A 17,913-nucleotide genomic window follows, 5' to 3' on the forward strand; every position below is an offset into this window, starting at 1 on the left:
ACGGCCGGCACGTCCGGCGGGCGGCGGTCCGGGTCACCTCCTGGTGACCCGGACCGTCCGCTCCGCGGGCAGCGTGCCGGCGTCGCCGGTCCACCTCACGACGTACGACGTCGTCCTGGCCGGCTGCTTCTTCAGCACCACGACGGCGCGCCCGCTCGCGTCGACGGCGACGGTCGCGACGACCTTGCCCTTGCGGGTGACGACGACCGTGCCGCCGGTGCCGTTGACCTGCACGGCCAGCCGGACCTTCCGCTTCTTCGCGGGACCCTTCGGCTTGCCCTTGGACACCGTGACCGTGATGTCCGCGGCCGCGCGGGCGACCGGTGCGGTGGCGCTGCTGGTCGTGGTGACCGGTTCGAACCCGGTGCTGGTCAGCACGACCCGCACCCGCAGCGCGCGTCCGGCGTGCGCCGGGCCGAGCAGGAGGGAGGGTCCGGTGGCGCCGGGGATCGCGACGTCGTCGGCCAGCCACTGGTAGCTCGCCGCGACCCCGTCCGGGAGGCCGGGGAGGGCGGCGGTGAGCTGCTGCCCGACGACCGGCTGGCCGGTCACGGACGCGGTGACGTCGAGGTCGCGGACGGCCGCGCGGACCGGCGCACTGGGCTCGGACTGCGGGTACCGGTTGACGTACCCCGCGCGCCCCAGCTCCGCGTGCGCCACCAGGGACTTGCCGATGTCGGCCGGCTGGATCGTGTAGGTCCGCCCGGTGCCCCGCGTCTCTCCGTCCACGGTCCAGTGCCACGTGATCCAGTCCGGCTGCGGGGTGACCTCGATGCCGGCCGTGACGGTGCTCCCGACGACAAGGTCCCCGGTGATGAGCGGGGTCGAGAAGGTCGGTGCGTTGTAGCCGACGTAGCTGAGGTTCGAGATCGCCACGACGTCCTCGTAGCCGGCGCGAGAGCCAACCGCCCGGACCGAGAGCCGCTTCGCGGTGTCGGCCGCCGAGGTTCGGTACGTCGTGCCGGTGGCGCCCTCGATGGGGACGCCCTCGCGCAGCCACTGGTAGGACACCGAGGTCGCGGCCGGCGTGGTCCGCGGCGCGGTGACCTCCGCGACGTCGTCGGTCTCGAGGCCGAGGGTCACCTGGGGAAGCTCCTGGATGACGAAGGCGCCGGTCACCACCTCGTAGGTGACTGCCTTGGTGGAGGTCCGCCCAGCGCGGTCCGTGGCGGTCACCTCGACGCGGTGCGTGCCGAGCGAGGAGGTGTCGATCGGCGTCCCGCTCGGCACGGTGCCGGCGCAGGAGGCGATGCCGGAGACCGCGTCGGCGCAGGTGTAGGTGAGGGGGAGGTTGCTGTGCTGGACGGCGAGGAAGTTCTCGAGCGGCGTGCTGATCGTCACGGTCGGGGCGGTGCGGTCGATGCCGAACCAGGCGGTCCGGCTTCCCTCGTTCTCGGCGCGGTCGGTGGCCGTGACCGTGACCTCGGTGACGCCCTCGGCGCCGAGGGTGATCGTGCCGCCGGTGCGACCGAGCGGCCCGGTGGCCTCCTGGGCGCCGGTGAGCTGGTACTCGGCGTACGACACCGATCCGCCCGGGTCGGACACGGCCGCGTTCAGCGTCACGGTGTCCTGGAACCACTGGTTGCCGGCCGGGTCGAAGGCGACCACCGGCGGCTGGACGTCGTCGCCGGGGTCGATCTCGGCGTGGGCGGGGGCGGTTCCGAGCAGCAGCGCGGCGGCGGTCAGCGCGCCGGCGGCGGTCGGGAGGGTGGCTCGCACAGGGCTCTCCTGGGGGTCGGGTCAGGTGCCCCGGTCCGGGACACATCAGGCCTGTGCCGGTGAGGGTGCCGATCGGTTCGCCGTCGTACCCGGCGTCCCGGCTCGTGCGCTCCCGACAGGGAGCCCACAGGAGGCGCACAGGGACGGTCGTGAGACTCGCGGCATGAGCCACCACAGCCACGCATCCGACGTGACCGAAGAGCACGACCTCGGGCTGTCCCACGACCTGCCGAAGATCATGGCGCGGCGTGGGCTGCTCGGGCTCCTGGGCGGGGTCGGCGCCGCCGCGGCGCTGACCGCGTGCGGTGCCGACGACACGACCGCCTCCAGCACGAGCACCGGATCGTCCGGTACGCCGGGCCAGCCGCCGAACGGCGCACCTCCCGGCGGGATGGGCGGCGACAGCAGCGTCGAGGTCGCCGACGGCGAGATCCCCGAGGAGACGGCCGGTCCCTACCCCGGCGACGGAAGCAACGGCCCCGACGTGCTCAGCGAGTCCGGCGTCGTCCGCAGCGACATCACCCCCAGCTTCGGTACCGCCTCCGGTGTCGCCGAGGGCATCCCGACCACGGTCAAGCTCAAGGTCTACGACCTCAACGGCGACGAGGTCACCCCGCTCGCCGGCGCCGCGATCTACCTGTGGCACTGCGACCGCGAGGGCCGCTACTCGATGTACGACGACGAGATCGCCGACGAGAACTACCTGCGCGGCGTCCAGGCGGCCGACGCCGACGGCAACCTCACCTTCACCACGATCTTCCCGGCCTGCTACTCCGGCCGCTGGCCGCACATGCACTTCGAGGTCTACGAGAGCCTCGACGCCGCGACCGACGTGGCCAACAAGCTGCGCACCTCCCAGCTCGCGCTGCCCGAGGCCGTGTGCAACGACGTGTACGCGACCGAGGGCTACGAGCAGAGCGTGCAGAACCTCGCGCAGCTCAGCCTCGACACCGACGGCATCTTCAGCGACGGGTACTCGCTCCAGCTCGCCAAGGTCACCGGCTCGGTCGACGGGGGCTTTACGGTCACCCTGAACGTCCCGGTCTAGCCGTGCGACTGGGAGGATGGCGCCGTGCCGTCCGCCCTGCCCGAAGGTGATCCCGTCCCGACCGACGGATCGCTCCCGCCGTCCGCCCTGGCCGAGCTCGGCACCAGGCCGTTCGCGTTCTACGTCCACGTCCCGTTCTGCCGGGTGCGCTGCGGCTACTGCGACTTCAACACCTACACCGCCGAGGAGCTCGGGCCCGGCGTCTCGCGGGCGACGTACGCCGACCAGGCGGTCGCCGAGGTCCGCCTGGCCCGCCGCGTGCTGGGCCAGCGCGACCTGCCGGTCGACACGGTCTTCCTCGGGGGCGGCACCCCGACGCTGCTGCCGCCCGAGGACCTCGGCCGGGTCCTGCGGGCCATCGACGACGAGTTCGGCCTCGCGCCGGACGCCGAGGTGACCACCGAGGCCAACCCGGACTCGGTCGACCTGTCCTACCTCGAGCGGTTGCGGGAGGCCGGCTACACGCGGGTCTCGTTCGGCGTGCAGTCCGCGGTGCCGCACGTGCTGGCCGTGCTCGACCGGACCCACGACCCGCTGCGCGTGCCGCGCGTGGTCGAGGCGGCGCGGGCGGCGGGCTTCGAGCCGGCCGGGGGCGGAAGCATCAGCCTGGACCTGATCTACGGGACGCCGGGGGAGAGCAACGACGACTGGGAGGAGACGCTCGAGGCGGCGCTCGCGTGCGCGCCGGACCACGTGTCGGCGTACTCCCTCATCGTCGAGGACGGCACCGCCCTGGCCCGCCGGGTGCGCCGGGGCGAGCTCCCGATGCCGGACGACGACGACCTGGCCGACAAGTATATCCAGGCCGACGAGCGGCTCGTCGGCGCCGGGCTGGGCTGGTACGAGGTCTCGAACTGGGCACGCGACGACGCCGCCCGCTGCCGCCACAACCTGGGCTACTGGGCGGGCGCGGACTGGTGGGGGATCGGGCCGGGCGCCCACTCCCACGTCGGCGGGGTGCGCTGGTGGAACGTCAAGCACCCGGCGGCGTACGCCGGACGGCTGGCCGAGGGTGTCACGCCGGCCCACGCGCGCGAGGTCCTCGACGCCGGGACGCGGCGCGTGGAGCGGGTGCTGCTGGAGGTCCGGCTGCGCTCCGGCCTGCCGGTCGACGTCCTCGACGACGATGCGCGGGCCGCGCTCCCGGGCCTGGTCGCCGACGGCCTGGTCGAGGACCGGGCCGACCGTGTGGTGCTCACGCTGCGCGGGCGGCTGCTCGCCGACGGGGTCGTGCACCGCCTCCTGACGTGAACTTGTATTAAATCTAGTGTTACACTCGACTTTATGAAGAAGTCGGGTGACGTCGTCGACTCCGTGATCGGCCCGGTCATCGGGTACGTCCCGGGGGCCTTCGACCTGTTCCACGTCGGGCACCTCAACGCGCTGCGCCAGGCACGGCAGTGGTGCGACGTGCTGGTCGCCGGGGTTGTCGCCGACGAGGTGTGCGTCGCGACCAAGGGCGTGCTCCCGACCGTCCCGCTCGCCGAGCGGCTCGAGATCGTCGAGGCGATCGGCATCGTCGACGCCGTCTACGCCGAGTGCACTCCCGACAAGACCGACTCCTGGCGCGACGTGGGCTTCCACCGGATCTTCAAGGGCGACGACTGGCAGGGCACCGCGAAGGGCCGGCGCCTCGAGGGGCAGATGGCCGAGCTCGGCGTCGAGGTCACCTACTTCCCGTACACGCTGCAGACCTCCTCCACCGCGCTGCGCAAGGCGCTCGCCCACCGCGGCACCTCCGGGGCGTCGACGGCATGAGCGTCGCCGTGTCCGACGACGGCCTGCTGGTCCCGCCCGGGGGCGCGCCGCTGGTCGTGGAGATCGACGGGCACTACGTCTGGTCGCTGACCCCGCTGCGCGACGGCCGGCCCGCCGCCGGGGGAGTCCTGGTGCCGTGGCCCGGTGCGCTCCGCCCGCACCTCAGCGGCCGCGGCCGGGTCCGGGTGACCGATGCCGCCGGCGACGCGGTGCTGTACGACGACGAGGTCGGCCTCGGCTCCGGCGAGGGCACCCTCGCCGTGGTCGACCCCGCCGGGCACCGGCTCAGCGTCGACAAGGTCGGCCACCTGGCCCGCTCCTTCGCCGCGACCGACGAGGGCGTGCGCGACGAGATCCTCGCCGGGACCCGCCGGGCGATCGACGACCTGCGCGAGCACGCCGGCGTGGCGGCGTACCTCAACTACGGCGCGCTGCTCGGCGCCGTGCGCGAGGGCCGGATGCTCGCCCACGACTCCGACACCGATCTCTGCTACCTCTCCGAGCACGCCTCGCCGGCCGACATCGTCCTCGAGTCCTACCGGATCACCCGCGCCATGCGCGCCCGCGGCTGGCGGGTGCTGCGGATGTCGGGCGGCGACGTGAAGCTGCTGCTGCCGCTCTCCGACGGCCGGGTCTGCCACATCGACGTGTTCTCGGCGTTCCACATCGACGGCACCTTCTACCAGTTCGGCAACCGCAGCGGCCGCCTGCCGCGGGAGGCGATCGAACCGTTCTCGACGATCACCCTGCACGGGCACGAGTTCCCCGCGCCGCGCGACCCCGAGGCGATGCTCGCCTTCCTCTACGGCCCGGGCTGGCGCAGCCCCGACCCGTCCTTCAAGTACGCCGACCCGCCGGCCGGCGTACGACGCCTCGACGGGTGGCTGCGCGGGTTCCGCACCGAGATGGGGCGCTGGACCGAGCTCCACAACGGTCCGCGCCGCGCTGCGGTGCCGAGGACGCCGTCGTCCTTCGCTCAGTGGGTGGAGCCGCAGCTCGGCTCGTTGCCTGTCGCGGATCTCGGCACCGGCACCGGCCGGGACGCGATCTGGTTCGCCTCGACCGGGCGCCGGGTCACCGCCCTGGACTTCTCGCGCGGCTCGCTCGGCGTCGTGCGGCGCCGGGCCCGTCGCCATGGTGTCGAGGTCGACGTGGACCAGCTGATCCTCGGCGAGCTCCGCTCGACCCTGCTCCACGGCACCCGCCTGGCCCGCGACCCGCACCACCTCTACGCCCGCCACCTCGTCGGCTGCCTCGACCCGGCCGCCCTCGACCAGCTGTGGCTGCTCGCCCGGATGGCCCTGCGCCCCGGCGGCCGGTTGTTCCTCGAGCTCGCCGTCGGCGAGCCGTCCGCGGAGGACGGCCTGGTCCGTCGTACGCCGGTCGAGGTGGTCCGCCGCGGCATCGAGGCCTCGGGCGGTGTCGTCGAGAGCCTCACCACCGGCCCCGGCGAGGACATGTTCGACCTGCCCGACCCGGCCGTGTGCCGGATCCGCGCCGCCTGGCCGGCGCCCGTTGCTGTGCCCGACCTGAAGGAGACCCCATGACCGACCTCGCCCACCGCGCCCGCGATGCCCGCCGCCGGCTCCGCGAGCGTGCCGGCCTGCGCGAGCGGGTCCGCGTCCTCGAGGCGGAGGTGCAGGAGAACCGTCAGCTCAACCGGCGCATCGCCGAGCTGACCGACGTGGTCACCGAGCTGCTCATCCCGCTCGAGTCACGGGACCAGGAGCAGGTGGACGAGGTCGTGGCGAGGTTCCGCGCGGGGCTCTGAGACACGCAGTCGTTGAGGGGGTTTCCGTCGGGCGCCCCGCGTGATCTGGACTGAGCGGAGCGAGCGAGGAACGAGCGAGCGCAGCGAGGGAAGATCACGCGTCAAAAGGGCGCCCGACATGCGCGAGCGGAGCGAGCGCCAAAATCACGCCGTCACGAAGTCGATGAGTTCCTCGACCCGCCCGAGCAACGTCGGATCCAGGTCCTGGAACCCCCGCACGCCGCCGAGGATGTGCTTCCACGCCCGGGCGATGTCGGCCTGGTCGCGGTGCGGCCAGCCGAGCTGCTGACAGGTGCCCTTCTTCCAGTCGATGCCCTTGGGCACCTTGGGCCACTCCGCGAACCCCAGCCGCGCCGGCTTGACCGCCTGCCAGATGTCGATGAACGGGTGGCCGACGATCAGCACGTCCTTGCCGACCGGCGACTTCATGATGTTCTGCGCGATCCGGCTCTCCTTGGAGCCCGCGACCAGGTGGTCGACCAGGACGCCGACGCGCCGGTTGGGGCCGGGCTTGAAGTCGCGCAGGTGGTCGGCGAGGTCGTCGACGCCGCCGAGGTACTCCACGACCACGCCCTCGATCCGCAGGTCGTCGCCCCACACCTTCTCGACCAGCTCGGCGTCGTGCCGTCCCTCGACGAAGATCCGGCTGGCCCGCGCGACCCGCGCCTTGGCGTCGTGCACCGCGATCGACCCGCTCGCCGTACGCGTCGGCTTCACCGGGCCTGCCTTGGTGATCGGCGCGGTCAGGACGACCGGCTTGCCCTCGAGGAGGAAGCCGGTGCCGAGCGGGAAGGTACGCCGCTTGCCGTGCCGGTCCTCGAGCGTGACCGTGTCGAGGTCGCGGTCGACGGCCACGATCTCGCCGCACCAGTCGGTGGTGACCTCCTCGACCACGAGACCGGGATCGGCCGGCGTCTCCACGGCCCGGCCCCGCTTGGGGACCTTCCAGTCGCCTGACAGCACGTCGGTCCCGTAGCGATCCACGACGAAGCAGCCTAGGCCGAACCCCCGGCACTTCCCGGGCCGAACACGCGGCGGAGTCAGGGTTGTGACGCGACCTTCACCGCCGCCATGATCGCTGCGATCGCATCGGGGTGGACCCGGGTCATCACGAGCAGGTCGTCCTGCTGGCGGAAGCCGACCGTGTGGACGAGCCCGTTGCCGATGCCGAGCACGAGAGCGCCGACGGTGAGGCAGAGGAACGCGCCGGCGTGCGGCACGTCGGAGGCCGATGCCCAGATCGCCCCCGCCACACCTCCGCCTCCGAGCACCCAGGCGAGCCGGCGGATCCGGTTCCAGCGGTCCCAGGCGCGGTGCTGGAACGGCACCTCGACCCGGTAGCGGCGCGAGGACATCGCCTGGGCGAAGATCCAGCCCAGGAACGTGAAGACGAGGAGCACGTGCACCCAGGCGGGCACGGTCGCGCCCCGGATGGTGACGCGTTCCCGGGTGGGGACGCCGGTCTTGACGCAGACGTCGCCCGGCACGACGACGTCGCTGCCCACGCGCCCGATCGCGATCTCAGCCATGGCGGCAGCCTAGGCGGGCCCGGCACCGAGCGGGCGGAATCAGGCAACCGGCTGCTGGCTGGTGAGGAGCGACTTCAGCGGCACCGAAGCGTCCCGGGCCGCGACCGGGTCGATCGACAGACCGCGCGCGAGAGCGTCCCGGACGGCGTTGAAGTCGCGCGGGTTCCCGGCGACGTCCGCGCCGATCAGCAGGCCCGCGCGGTAGTAGAGAACGCTGAGGCGGCCGGCGCCGTCGGTGCCGCCGTCGCCGCGGACGACGTGCTCGTCGTGCCCGTCCGAGATCCCCGCGAGCTGCAGCTTGAGGCCGCCCTGGTTCGACCAGAACCACGGGACGCCGCGCGGTGCCGGGTCCTGCCCGACCAGGACGGCGGCCGCGGCGGTGGCCTGGTCGACGGCATTGTTGACCGACTCGACGCCGAGCAGCCGGCCCGCCTCGTGGGGGTGCGGCTGCACGGTGCAGTCACCGACGGCGACGACGCGGGGGTGGGAGGTGCGGCCCGACGGGTCGGTCACGATGCCGCGCTCCACCCGCAGGCCCAGCGAGCTCGCGACGCTGGTGACCGGCGTGGCGCCGACACCCGCGACGACCAGGTCGGCGGCGATGAGGCGGCCGTCGCCCAGGACCACGCCGCTCACCCGCCCGGAGCCTGCCAGCGCGGCAACGGTCCGCCCGGTCAGCACGGTCGTGCCCTGTGCCTCGTGCCACCTCTGGACGTGGGCCGAGAACGGCGCCGCGGCGACCCGGGCCAGAAGACGGTCGGCCGCCTCGACGACCGTCACCCGCCTCCCCTGCGCCCGAGCCGTCGCGGCCACCTCGAGCCCGACGAAGCCCCCGCCGACCACGACGACGTCGGAGGCGTTCGCCAGGCCGGCCCGGAGCCGTTCGGCGTCCGCGACGCTGCGGAGGCCGAGAACCCCGGGCAGGTCGGCGCCGGGGAGCGACAGCCGGCGCGCGGTGGCGCCCGTGGCGAGAGCGAGGCGGTCGAACGCGAGCGTGCTGCCGTCGTCGAGCCCCAGTCGGCCGCCCGAGCCATCGACCGACGCCTCGACCACCGACCGGCCGAGGACCAGGTCGATGCGCTGCTCGGCCAGGTACGACGAGTCGCGCAGCTCGAGCTCCTCGATCGGCACGGTGCCGGCGAGGAACCCCTTGGACAGCGGCGGGCGCTGGTAGGGGAGCCGAGGCTCGGCGCCGACCAGCACGACCCGGCCGTCGTACCCGAGCGCCCGCAGGCTGAGCGCGAGCTGGAGCCCCGCCTGCCCCGCGCCGACGATCGCGATCGTGCCGGTCACTGCTGCTCCTTGGCGATGGTCACCCGCAGCCCGTCGAGCGCGTCGCTCATGGTGATCTGGCACGACAGCCGGCTCAGCTCGGTCGGTGGGGTCAGCGCGTCCTCGAGCATCTCCTCCTCGAAGTCCGTCGCGCGACCGGTGAGGTCGATCTGGTCGACGTCGACGAACACGTGACAGGTCGCGCACGAGAGGCCGCCGCCGCACTCGCCGACGATCCCCGGGACGCCGAGCTTGACGGCGGTCTCCATCACCGACGCGCCGATGCGCGCCTCGACCGTACGACGGCTCCCGTCCGGGCAGGTGAACTCGATGGTGGGCATGACGGCTCCTCGTCAGGCAGGTGGGCGGGTCAGAACAGGTCGAAGTACTCGCGGTGCTCCCAGTCGGAGACCCCGTTGACGTGCGTCGACTCGTCGGGGTTGGCCTCCACCCAGGCCCGGTGCCGGTCCACCTCGCTGCGCTTCATCGCGACCAGGTAGTCGACGAACGCGTCGCCGAACGACTTGCGGTAGAAGGCGTCGCCCTCGAGCGCGTCAACGGCCTCGGCGAGTGACGTCGGCAGCTGCGGCACGTCCGCGGCGTACGGGTCGTGGCTGATCGGACCGGGATCGATCCGGTTGACGATGCCGTCGAGGCCGGCCGCGGCCTGGGCGGCGATGTAGAGGTACGGGTTGGCGGCGGAGTCGCCGACCCGGTTCTCGACGTGCGAGGCGGTGTCGCCCGGAGCGCTGATGACGCGCATCATCGCGGCGCGGTTGTCCTGGCCCCAGGTGAGCCGGTCGGGGGCGAGCGAGTACGGCCGACGCCGGCGGTAGCCGTTGACGGTCGGCGTCGTGAAGACGGACGCCGCGACACCGTGGGCGAGCGTTCCGCCGACGTAGTGGCGGCCGAGCTCCGAGAGCGACTCGCCCTCGCCCGGCACCATCAGGTTGCGGCCGTCGTGGTCGACGATCGAGGTGTGCAGGTGCCAGCCGTTGGCGTAGAAGCCGGCGATGGCGGGGGTGCACATGAACGACGCGTGGTGGCCGTGGCGCTTCGCGACCTGCTTGGCGGTGGTGCGGAACAGCGCCGCGGAGTCGGCCGCAGCGAGACCCTCCAGCACGTCGAAGGTCGTCTCGACCTGGCTCGGCGCCCACTCGTCGTCGAACGAGCGGAGGGGGAGACCCATCGCGAGGAGCGCGTCGCGGATCGGTGCCAGGATCGGGTCGATCTCGTCGAGGTGCTCGAGCAGCAGGTAGCTGTAGCCACGCGCGACGGGCGCGACGGCGGGCGGGTCGGCCGGGGTGCCCGGCGCGCCGAGCGAGACTCCGGCGAGGCTCTCCTCGAGGACCTTCGTGAGGTACCACTCCATCTCGACGCCGGCGATCAGCCGCATCCCGGAGTCGGCGAGCTCGGTCAGCACCTGCTTGAGGATCGAGCGCGGCGCGAGCGGGAACGGGCGTCCGTCGACGAGGTAGAGGTCGCAGAACACCAAGGCGGTCTTGTCGAGCCAGGGCAGGACGGTGAACGTTCCCGGGTCGGGGACCATCTTCACGTTGGGGCTGCCGCCGAGGCCGTCGACGGCGAAGCCTCCGTCCGGCGTGAACGGGTTGAACACGATCGCGTTGGCCGGGTCGAAGAAGAACGGAGCCATGGTGATCTCGTTGCCGGCGGCGAGCGCGGCGCGGTAGGCGTCGGTCGTCAGTGCCTTGCCGCGCAGCAGGCCGTGCTGGTCGGGCCAGACCAGGCGCACGATCTCGATGCCCTGCTGCTCGATGGTCTTCAGCGACTGCTCGGCGGCGGCCGCCTGGTCGGCCGTGTAGAGGCCGTGCTTCTCGATGAACTTCGCGGACATGGCGTCCTCCTGTGTGGTGGGTGAGGGTTCAGGGGCGGGCCGGGAGACCGGCCAGCCAGGTGTCGATCAGTCGCTCGCCGGGGGGCGGCGAGGGCTGGGGTGCGGTGATCTCGTCCCGCAGCGCCGCGACGTCGACGCCGAAGCGGGTGAGCTTGTCCTCCTCGACGTCGAGGACGGCCTCGAAGCCGGCGACGTCGAGCTCGGGGTGGAACTGCACGGCCAACGCGCTGCGGTAGCGCCAGGCCTGGAGGTAGCGGTCGCTCTTCGCCAGCAGCTCGGCGTCCGGCGGCGGCTCCATGGAGTCGGAGTGGAACGACAGGTACCGGCCCGAGGGTGGTTGCGCGGCGCTGGATTGGACGTCGATCAGGCCGGCCTCCAGACCGCGGCCGCCGGCGAACGCACTGCCGCCGGTGGCGACCGCCAGCAGCTGGGCGCCGAGGCAGATCGCGAGCAGCGGGACGTCGTGCTGGACAGCCCCGGTCAGGGCATCGATCTCCGGCTGCAGCGCCGCCCGGTCGTCGTGCGCGCTCTGCGCGCCGCCGAGCACCACCCAGGCGACGTGGTCGCCGGGTGCGGGGAGCTCGTGGTCGTGGGCGGCGTAGATCTCGAGCTCCCGACCCGCGCGCGCCGCCCGCTCGCGCAGGACGGCGATCGACGGCTCGGGGACGTGGCTGAGGACAGCGATGGTCATGCGTGGGGCCTCGGTTCGATCGGGGTGCGCCAGGGCGCCCAGTGGTCGACGGCGGCGAGCGCGGCGAGCAGCTCCTCCATCCGCCGGCGGTCCACGGCGACCCAGTCGCCGTCGGGCCGCACCTGGTACGGCGTGAAGTCCCAGGGCGCCAGGTGGCGCGCGGTGCGGACCAGCGGCTGGACGGAGGCGAGCTCGCGCTCCAGCCGCTGCACCCGCGTGCGGAGGAGGACCGCCTCGCGCTCGAGGCGCGTGACGTCGGACGGCTCCACGTCAGAACACCAGGGTGAGGTTCTCGTGATACTGCTCGGAGTCGAGCAGGTTCACCATCTTGAGCCGGATCCGCCACGCGTCGCCGCACGGGGACAGCACGTGGCCGTACCAGCCGGCGTACGTCTTGGCGACGCCCGCGCGGAACTCGTGGACGACGAAGCTGGAGCGCACCAGGCGATTGCCCGCCGGGTCGCGGACCGTCTCGACGTTGGTGACCGTACGGCGCGTTCGCGACGCCGGGATCTGGCTGTAGGCCAGTCCGGTACGCAACCAGTAGACCCGGTCGGTGAGCCGACGGTGGTCGTCGAACGCGTGGCTCACCTCGCGGCGCGGGTCGCCGCCCCCGGCGGTGACCGGGACCCAGTAGAGGCCGTCGCCGGCGAACAGCCCGAGCCAGTCGTTGAACCTGCCCTCGTCGACCAGCCGGGCCTCGTGGGACAGGAACGACTGCGCCTGGTGCCACTCCTCGACCGGCGCCGCCGGCCAGTCGTCCTCGAGCAGCGCACGGAAGGCGTCGAGCTCGTCGTACCAGGCGGCGTCGACGTGGAACGAGTGCGCGGAGGTGTCCTGGAACTGCGGGGGAAGGGCGGAGAGCCTCATCGGACCTCCTCCCGCATCCGGCGCAGCCACTCGACGTAGTAGCTGCGCATGTGCAGCTCGTCGGTGACGGCCGTGACGATGACGCCGTCGTCGCCGAGGGACTGCCACTCGGTCACGTCGAGGCCGCGGTTCATCAGGATCCACTCGGCCTCGGGCGCGGCGAGGCCGCGCTGTGCCTCCTCGAAGTTGGCCTGGTCGTCCGGCTCGCCGAACGCCGGGAAGTCCTCCTGGGTGCGCATCCGCAGGGTGTTCACCTCGTCGGGCACGCCGCCCACGCGGGTCGCGTGCCACGTCAGCTGGGTACGGTCGACGGCCAGGGGCTCGACGACCTGTATCTGGTTCCCGATGATCAGCAGGTTCGGGAAGATGCTGAGGTTGATCTGGGCGCCGATCGCCAGGTCGAGCAGCCGGTCGGCGTCGGCGCCGTGCTGCTCGCGGATCCGGTCCTCGAACGACTCGCGTCCGGGCTGCGGCCGCTGGTTGCGCCAGAAGCTGCCCGGCTCGTCACCGTGCGCCGGTCGCTGGTCGATCACGCTGTGGCCGTTGCCGAGGGAGTACGACAGCATCGGGCCGTCGTCCGGCGTGCGGCCGAAGTACGACATGTCCTTGGACTCGCCCATCCGCGACGCCATCTCCAGCAGCGAGCGGTGCGAGAACGACGGGTGGTAGCCGTCGCCTGCGTTGTCGTAGGCCAGCTTCCAGTTGCCCCGGAAGCCCATCCGGTAGGCGGCCGAGCCGAGCAGTACCTCGCCCTCCGGCGCCCGGTCGATCCAGTAGTCCAACCACGGACGCGCGTGACCCAGCCAGTCCTCGACCGACGGCGCGTCGCCGTTCATCGTGCCGAACACGAAGCCGCGGTAGCTCTCGACCCGGGGCACCCGGGTCAGGCCGAGCTCCGACTTGTCCATGTCGCCGTACCCCTGCGGCCAGGGGACACCGACGAGCTCGCCGGTGTTGCGGAAGGTCCAGCCGTGGTAAGGGCACTGGAAGCTCTTCGCGGTGCCCGACTCCTCGCGGCACACGGTCGCCGCCCGGTGTGCGCAACGGTTGAACACGGCGTGCAGCGCGCCGTTCCGGTCCCGGGTCACGAGGACCGGGCGCAGCCCCATCCGCACCGACACGAAGGCGTTCGGCCCGGGCAGCTGCGACTCGTGGGCGAGGTACACCCACGACTCGCCGCCGAAGACCTTCACCATCTCCTCGGCGAAGACCTCGGGCTGGGTGTAGAGGGTGCGGTGCACCCGGTCCGCGTGGACCAGGCCGTCCCACCGGTCGGGGAGGTCCTTCCCGGGTGCTGCGGTCGTTCGTTGTTCTTGCACGGTCATCTCGCGCCTCGCTCGGATCGCTGTCGATGAGCAGCGGTGGAGGTTCGCCAGAGAGCGTCCGCCTCCACCGCGCTGCGGGTGGCGGCACGCTATTGACGGCGCGCGTCCCGGGACCATGCCGGGCGTGCTGAATTTCCCCCAGGGAAATTCGCGACGATCAGGACGCAGAAGTGCCGAGCGCCTCTTCGGTCTGCTCGACGGCGTAGCGCAGCGCCTCGACGTAGTCGGGCACCTTGGCGCGCTCGAAGCGCGAGCTCGGGATCGCCAGCGAGATCGCGAAGATCGGGCGGCCCAGGGCGTCCTTGGAGCAGACGGCGACGCCGTCGACGCCCTGCGCCGACTCCTCGATGCTCAGCGCGTAGCCGCGGGTGCGCACCGCGTGCAGGTGCCGCTTGAGCGACTGCATGCTGGTGATCCGCGAGGAGCGGGCCGGCGGCAGCCCGTCGACGAAGACCTCCTCGAGCTGCTTGCCGTTGAGCTCGGAGAGCAGCGCCTTCCCGGCCGCCGACGCGTACGCCGGCACGCGGTCCCAGCGGTCGGTGGCGACGTGGGACGGGGTCGGCCCGGCGACGCCGTCGACCCAGCGCAGCAGGGGGCCCTGGCGCACCCAGACGTGCACGGTCTCGCCCACGGCCTGGCTGAGTCGGTCGATGACCGGGTGCACCAGGGTGCGGAACTCGCCCACGTCGCGGCCGCGGACCTGCTCCGGCCGCATCTCCGGGCCGAGCCGGTACTGACGGTCGCGGTCCTGCATCGCGAAGCCGTCGTAGCAGAGCGCGGCGAGCAGCCGGTGTGCCGTCGAGGGGACGACGCCGAGGAGCTCGGCGGCCTCCTTGACGCCGAGGACGCGGCCGTCGCGGAGCTCCTTGAGCAGCACCAGCCCGCGGTGCAGGGAGTCGATGGGTGGTGTGGAATTCGCCACAACGAAAACGATAGCGCCGAGGATTCTCGACCTTGTTTCGCCGGGACTACGTTCACGGCACTTCGAGGTTCCGGTCCGGCCGATCGCGTGCTCTTCGCGATCCGGATCGCACCGAACCCTCACCGTGTCGGGCGCGACGGCCCTCCGCCGTCGTACGCCCGTGTCCTCTCGAGGAGGTTTCCCCATGTCCCAGTCCATCGACGAGCGGGATCGGCGCTGGGCCGTTCTCGACAAGGCGATGGTCGAGCACGACCTGGACGCCCTCGTCTTCGCCGCCAACGACTATCGCGGCCACAAGGGCTCCCTGCGCTACGTCGCCGACTACAACCTGTGCCACAAGTACGGCAACGCCGTGCTGCTGCGCGACCGCGAGCCGGTGCTCGTGCTGTCGGGGAGCCTGGTCAGCGCCCGCAAGCCGGTCTCCGGCTGGGTGCGGGACTACCGCTTCCCGGCGACCACGGGCGCCGGCCTGGTCGAGGCGCTCAAGGAGGCGAGCCGGCTGGAGAAGGTCGGCGTCGTCGGCCTCGGGCAGGTGCTCAAGGTCAACGAGTACCTCGCCCTCACCGAGGCGTTCCCCGGCTGCGCGTTCGTCGACTTCACCAAGGAGTTCGAGCGGATCCGCGCCGTCAAGAGCGCCTACGAGCTGGTCGGCGCCGAGGAGTCGGCGCACATCCTCGACCAGTGCTTCCACCGGCTGCTCGAGGTCGCGCACCCCGGCATCACCGAGCGTGAGATCGGCGCCGAGATGCACCGGGTCGGGCACCTGCTCGGCGGGGAGGACCCGATCTTCCTCTCCATGCACACCGACGAGCAGAACGAGCACTCCCGCTCGACCTTCGACAGCCCGCGCGACCGGGTCCTCGGCACGCACGACGTGCACACCTTCTCGTTCGAGATGATCGGGCCGCGCGGCTACTGGACCGAGCTCGCGCGGATGGTGACCTTCGCCAGCCCCGACGAGGTCACCGCGCGGATGGCCCGCGCGGTCACCGAGGGCATCGAGAACGGCGCCCGCGCCATGGCGCCCGGCGCGATCCCCAGTGACATCCAGCGCACCGTGCTGGTCGGGGTCGAGCAGCACGGAGGGACGACGTCGTACTGGTCCGGGCACTCCCTGGGCCTCGACGTCATCGAGGACCCGATGATCGGCCTCGACGTCGTCGAGGACCCCGACCAGTCGCCCGACAACACCATCGAGACAGGCATGGTCCTGACGCTCCACCCGATGGTCCAGGACACCGAGGGGCGCCACTCCGGCTACATGTCCGACACTTTCATCGTGGAGTCCGGTGGTAGCCGGAAGCTGTCCGAGCACCCCACCGGTCTCCACCGCATCTCCCGAGGAGGGGTCTCCATCCATGACCACTGACCAGAGCACCGCACCGGCAACCTCGGCCGCCGGCATCGACCCGATCACGGCCTCCGTGCTGCAGCGTCGCGTCGACTCCATCACCAAGGAGATGGCGACGATGCTGATGCGATCGTCGCGCTCGCCGATCTTCAACGAGATCGGCGACCTGGTGACGGTCATCTTCGACCGCAACGGCAACACCCTGGCCCAGGCCGAGTTCGCCGCGATCATCGCCTTCGGCGCGCACCCGTCGCTGGAGTACATCATCGAGTACTTCGGCGACGACATCCACGAGGGCGACGTCATCATCCACAACGACGTCTACCACGGCGGCAACCAGAACGCGGACACCGGCATCTTCCTGCCGATCTTCGCCGAGGGGCAGCTGATCGGCTGGACCGCCGCCAAGGGCCACCTGGCCGACATCGGCGGCATGACCGCCGGCGGCTACAACCCCAACGCCCGCGACATCTGGCAGGAAGCGTTGCGGATCCCGCCGCTCAAGCTCGCCGAGAAGGGCGTGCCGCGCAAGGACGTCTGGGACCTGCTCGCCGCCAACATCCGGTTCGGCTTCGTCATGGAGGACATCCGGGCGATGGTCGGCTGCTGCACCGTCGGCGCGCGTCGCGTGGTCGAGGTGGTCGAGCGCTACGGCCTCGAGAGCTACGAGTCGCACTGGCGCTACATCCTCGACAGCTCGCGCCGCCAGGTCGAGGCCGAGGTCGGTCGCTGGCCCGACGGGCGCTACCACGGCGAGAGCTTCATGACCTCCGACGGCGTGGACCCGAACAAGAAGTACAAGATCGCCGTCGACATCGAGATCGCGGGCAGCGACATCACCTTCGACTTCTCCGGCTCCGACGACCAGTCGCCCGGCATCTGCAACATGCCGCCCGCGGCCGCCAAGGGCGCGGTCCGCATCGCGTTCCTGATGCTGATGGCGAGCGGGGGCATCCGGATCCCCACCAACCAGGGCCTGTTCGCCCCGATCGCGACGAAGTTCCGCAAGGGATCGATCGTCGACCCGGAGTTCCCGGCCGCGACGATCTACGGCAACCAGCTGTGCGACGAGGTCGTCGAGGCGATCATGCTCGCGCTCGCCGACGCGCTGCCCGACCGGGTCTGCGCCGGGTGGAACAAGTACATGTGCACCGCCACCAACGGCATCGATCCGCGGACCGGCGAGCCCTTCGCGGCGTTCACCGTCTTCCAGCGGACCGGTCCGGGCGGGGTCCAGGGCCAGGACGGCTGGGACGCGCTCGGCTTCACCGGCACCGCCGGCCAGATGCGCTACCCCGACCCGGAGATGCTCGAGATCACCACGCCGCACTTCCTGGAGTACAACGAGTACCTCCCGGACTCGGCCGGCTCGGGCGAGTTCCGCGGAGGCTACGGCACCCGTTCGGCCTGGCGGACGTACGGCGAGGGCCAGATCGGCGTGACACTCGCCGACAACATGGCCCACGAGGGCGCCTTCCCGGCCCGCGGACTCTTCGGCGGCCACGACTCCGGGCTCAACGAGCTGCAGGTGGAGTACCCCGACGGGAGCGGCCAGGACTGGGGCTCCAAGGAGATCATCGACCAGCCGGTCGGCACCCGGATCATCTCGCACGCCGGCGGCGGAGCCGGGTACGGCGACCCGCGCCGCCGTCCCGTTGCGAAGGTCCTCGCGGAGGTCCGCGACGGCCTCCTCTCGGCCGAGAAGGCCCGCGCCGACTACGGCGTCGTCCTCACCGCCGACGGCCAGGCCGTCGACGAAGCCCAGACCGCGGCGCTGCGCGCCTGACCTGCAAGGACCCCAC

18 protein-coding genes are annotated in these 17,913 nt (G+C 72.0%); 7 read left to right on the forward strand and 11 right to left on the reverse strand.

All coding sequences use genetic code 11. The annotated features are described in order from the left end of the window. Positions 1-33 precede the first annotated feature (33 nt). A complete protein-coding gene (locus tag ACZYRU_RS18510; protein ID WP_488958559.1) occupies positions 34-1,719 on the reverse strand; it encodes a hypothetical protein in 1,686 nt (561 codons plus the stop codon). Between the two features lie 163 nt (positions 1,720-1,882). On the opposite strand from ACZYRU_RS18510, the gene ACZYRU_RS18515 reads away from it, so the two are divergent. Genes ACZYRU_RS18515 through ACZYRU_RS18535 form a run of 5 tightly spaced genes read left to right on the forward strand, consistent with a single transcriptional unit; the run spans position 1,883 to position 6,296 of the window. Beyond that, positions 1,883-2,767, forward strand: a complete 885-nt coding sequence (locus ACZYRU_RS18515) for a dioxygenase family protein (protein WP_488958560.1) — start codon at positions 1,883-1,885, stop codon at positions 2,765-2,767. Positions 2,768-2,791: 24 nt separating this feature from the next. After that, positions 2,792-4,018, forward strand: a complete 1,227-nt coding sequence (hemW, locus tag ACZYRU_RS18520; RefSeq protein ID WP_488958561.1) for a radical SAM family heme chaperone HemW — start codon at positions 2,792-2,794, stop codon at positions 4,016-4,018. A 33-nt stretch (positions 4,019-4,051) separates the two neighbouring features. After that, the gene (locus tag ACZYRU_RS18525; RefSeq protein WP_488958562.1) at positions 4,052-4,525 is read left to right on the forward strand and encodes an FAD synthase family protein; all 474 of its coding nucleotides are present in this window, start codon (positions 4,052-4,054) and stop codon (positions 4,523-4,525) included. After that, positions 4,522-6,072 (forward strand): class I SAM-dependent methyltransferase, encoded by a 1,551-nt coding sequence (locus ACZYRU_RS18530; protein ID WP_488958563.1) that lies wholly within the window; start codon positions 4,522-4,524, stop codon positions 6,070-6,072. Before ACZYRU_RS18525 ends, ACZYRU_RS18530 begins: the two co-directional genes overlap by 4 nt. After that, positions 6,069-6,296 carry a DUF6752 domain-containing protein gene (locus ACZYRU_RS18535; RefSeq protein WP_488958564.1) on the forward strand — a complete coding sequence of 76 codons (228 nt, stop codon included), beginning with the start codon at positions 6,069-6,071 and terminating at the stop codon, positions 6,294-6,296. The genes ACZYRU_RS18530 and ACZYRU_RS18535 overlap by 4 nt, the downstream gene beginning before the upstream one ends. A 144-nt stretch (positions 6,297-6,440) precedes the next feature. Here the strand turns inward: ACZYRU_RS18535 and ACZYRU_RS18540 are convergent, their stop codons facing one another. The 10 genes from ACZYRU_RS18540 to ACZYRU_RS18585 all read right to left on the reverse strand — a co-directional run bounded on the left by ACZYRU_RS18540 (position 6,441) and on the right by ACZYRU_RS18585 (position 14,760). Next, complete coding sequence (locus ACZYRU_RS18540) at positions 6,441-7,280, reverse strand: DUF3097 domain-containing protein (RefSeq protein WP_488958565.1); 840 nt, start codon at positions 7,278-7,280, stop codon at positions 6,441-6,443. A 56-nt stretch (positions 7,281-7,336) separates the two neighbouring features. Next, on the reverse strand, positions 7,337-7,825 hold the full coding sequence (locus ACZYRU_RS18545) for a hypothetical protein (RefSeq protein ID WP_488958566.1): 489 nt from the start codon (positions 7,823-7,825) through the stop codon (positions 7,337-7,339). 39 nt (positions 7,826-7,864) lie between these two features. Beyond that, a complete protein-coding gene (locus ACZYRU_RS18550) occupies positions 7,865-9,118 on the reverse strand; it encodes an NAD(P)/FAD-dependent oxidoreductase (RefSeq protein WP_488958567.1) in 1,254 nt (417 codons plus the stop codon). Continuing rightward, positions 9,115-9,438: a 2Fe-2S iron-sulfur cluster-binding protein gene (locus ACZYRU_RS18555; RefSeq protein WP_488958568.1), complete on the reverse strand. Its 324-nt coding sequence runs from the start codon at positions 9,436-9,438 to the stop codon at positions 9,115-9,117. The genes ACZYRU_RS18550 and ACZYRU_RS18555 overlap by 4 nt, the downstream gene beginning before the upstream one ends. Positions 9,439-9,467: 29 nt before the next feature. Further along, positions 9,468-10,952, reverse strand: coding sequence for a glutamine synthetase family protein (locus ACZYRU_RS18560; protein ID WP_488958569.1), 1,485 nt, complete (start codon positions 10,950-10,952; stop codon positions 9,468-9,470). Between the two features lie 28 nt (positions 10,953-10,980). Beyond that, complete coding sequence (locus tag ACZYRU_RS18565) at positions 10,981-11,643, reverse strand: type 1 glutamine amidotransferase (RefSeq protein WP_488958570.1); 663 nt, start codon at positions 11,641-11,643, stop codon at positions 10,981-10,983. Further along, positions 11,640-11,912, reverse strand: a complete 273-nt coding sequence (locus tag ACZYRU_RS18570; RefSeq protein ID WP_488958571.1) for a hypothetical protein — start codon at positions 11,910-11,912, stop codon at positions 11,640-11,642. Before ACZYRU_RS18570 ends, ACZYRU_RS18565 begins: the two co-directional genes overlap by 4 nt. 1 nt (position 11,913) lies before the next feature. After that, positions 11,914-12,513, reverse strand: a complete 600-nt coding sequence (locus tag ACZYRU_RS18575) for an aromatic-ring-hydroxylating dioxygenase subunit beta (RefSeq protein ID WP_488958572.1) — start codon at positions 12,511-12,513, stop codon at positions 11,914-11,916. Then, positions 12,510-13,838 (reverse strand): aromatic ring-hydroxylating oxygenase subunit alpha, encoded by a 1,329-nt coding sequence (locus ACZYRU_RS18580; RefSeq protein WP_488958573.1) that lies wholly within the window; start codon positions 13,836-13,838, stop codon positions 12,510-12,512. Before ACZYRU_RS18580 ends, ACZYRU_RS18575 begins: the two co-directional genes overlap by 4 nt. Before the next feature lie 157 nt (positions 13,839-13,995). Beyond that, positions 13,996-14,760, reverse strand: a complete 765-nt coding sequence (locus ACZYRU_RS18585) for an IclR family transcriptional regulator (protein WP_488958574.1) — start codon at positions 14,758-14,760, stop codon at positions 13,996-13,998. 184 nt (positions 14,761-14,944) lie between these two features. On the opposite strand from ACZYRU_RS18585, the gene ACZYRU_RS18590 reads away from it, so the two are divergent. Continuing rightward, entirely contained in the window at positions 14,945-16,129 is a 1,185-nt protein-coding gene (locus tag ACZYRU_RS18590) for a M24 family metallopeptidase (protein WP_488958575.1), read from the forward strand. Then, the gene (locus ACZYRU_RS18595) at positions 16,119-17,897 is read left to right on the forward strand and encodes a hydantoinase B/oxoprolinase family protein (protein ID WP_488958576.1); all 1,779 of its coding nucleotides are present in this window, start codon (positions 16,119-16,121) and stop codon (positions 17,895-17,897) included. Before ACZYRU_RS18590 ends, ACZYRU_RS18595 begins: the two co-directional genes overlap by 11 nt. Positions 17,898-17,913 lie beyond the last annotated feature (16 nt).

The organism is Nocardioides sp. F233, from assembly GCF_057813895.1.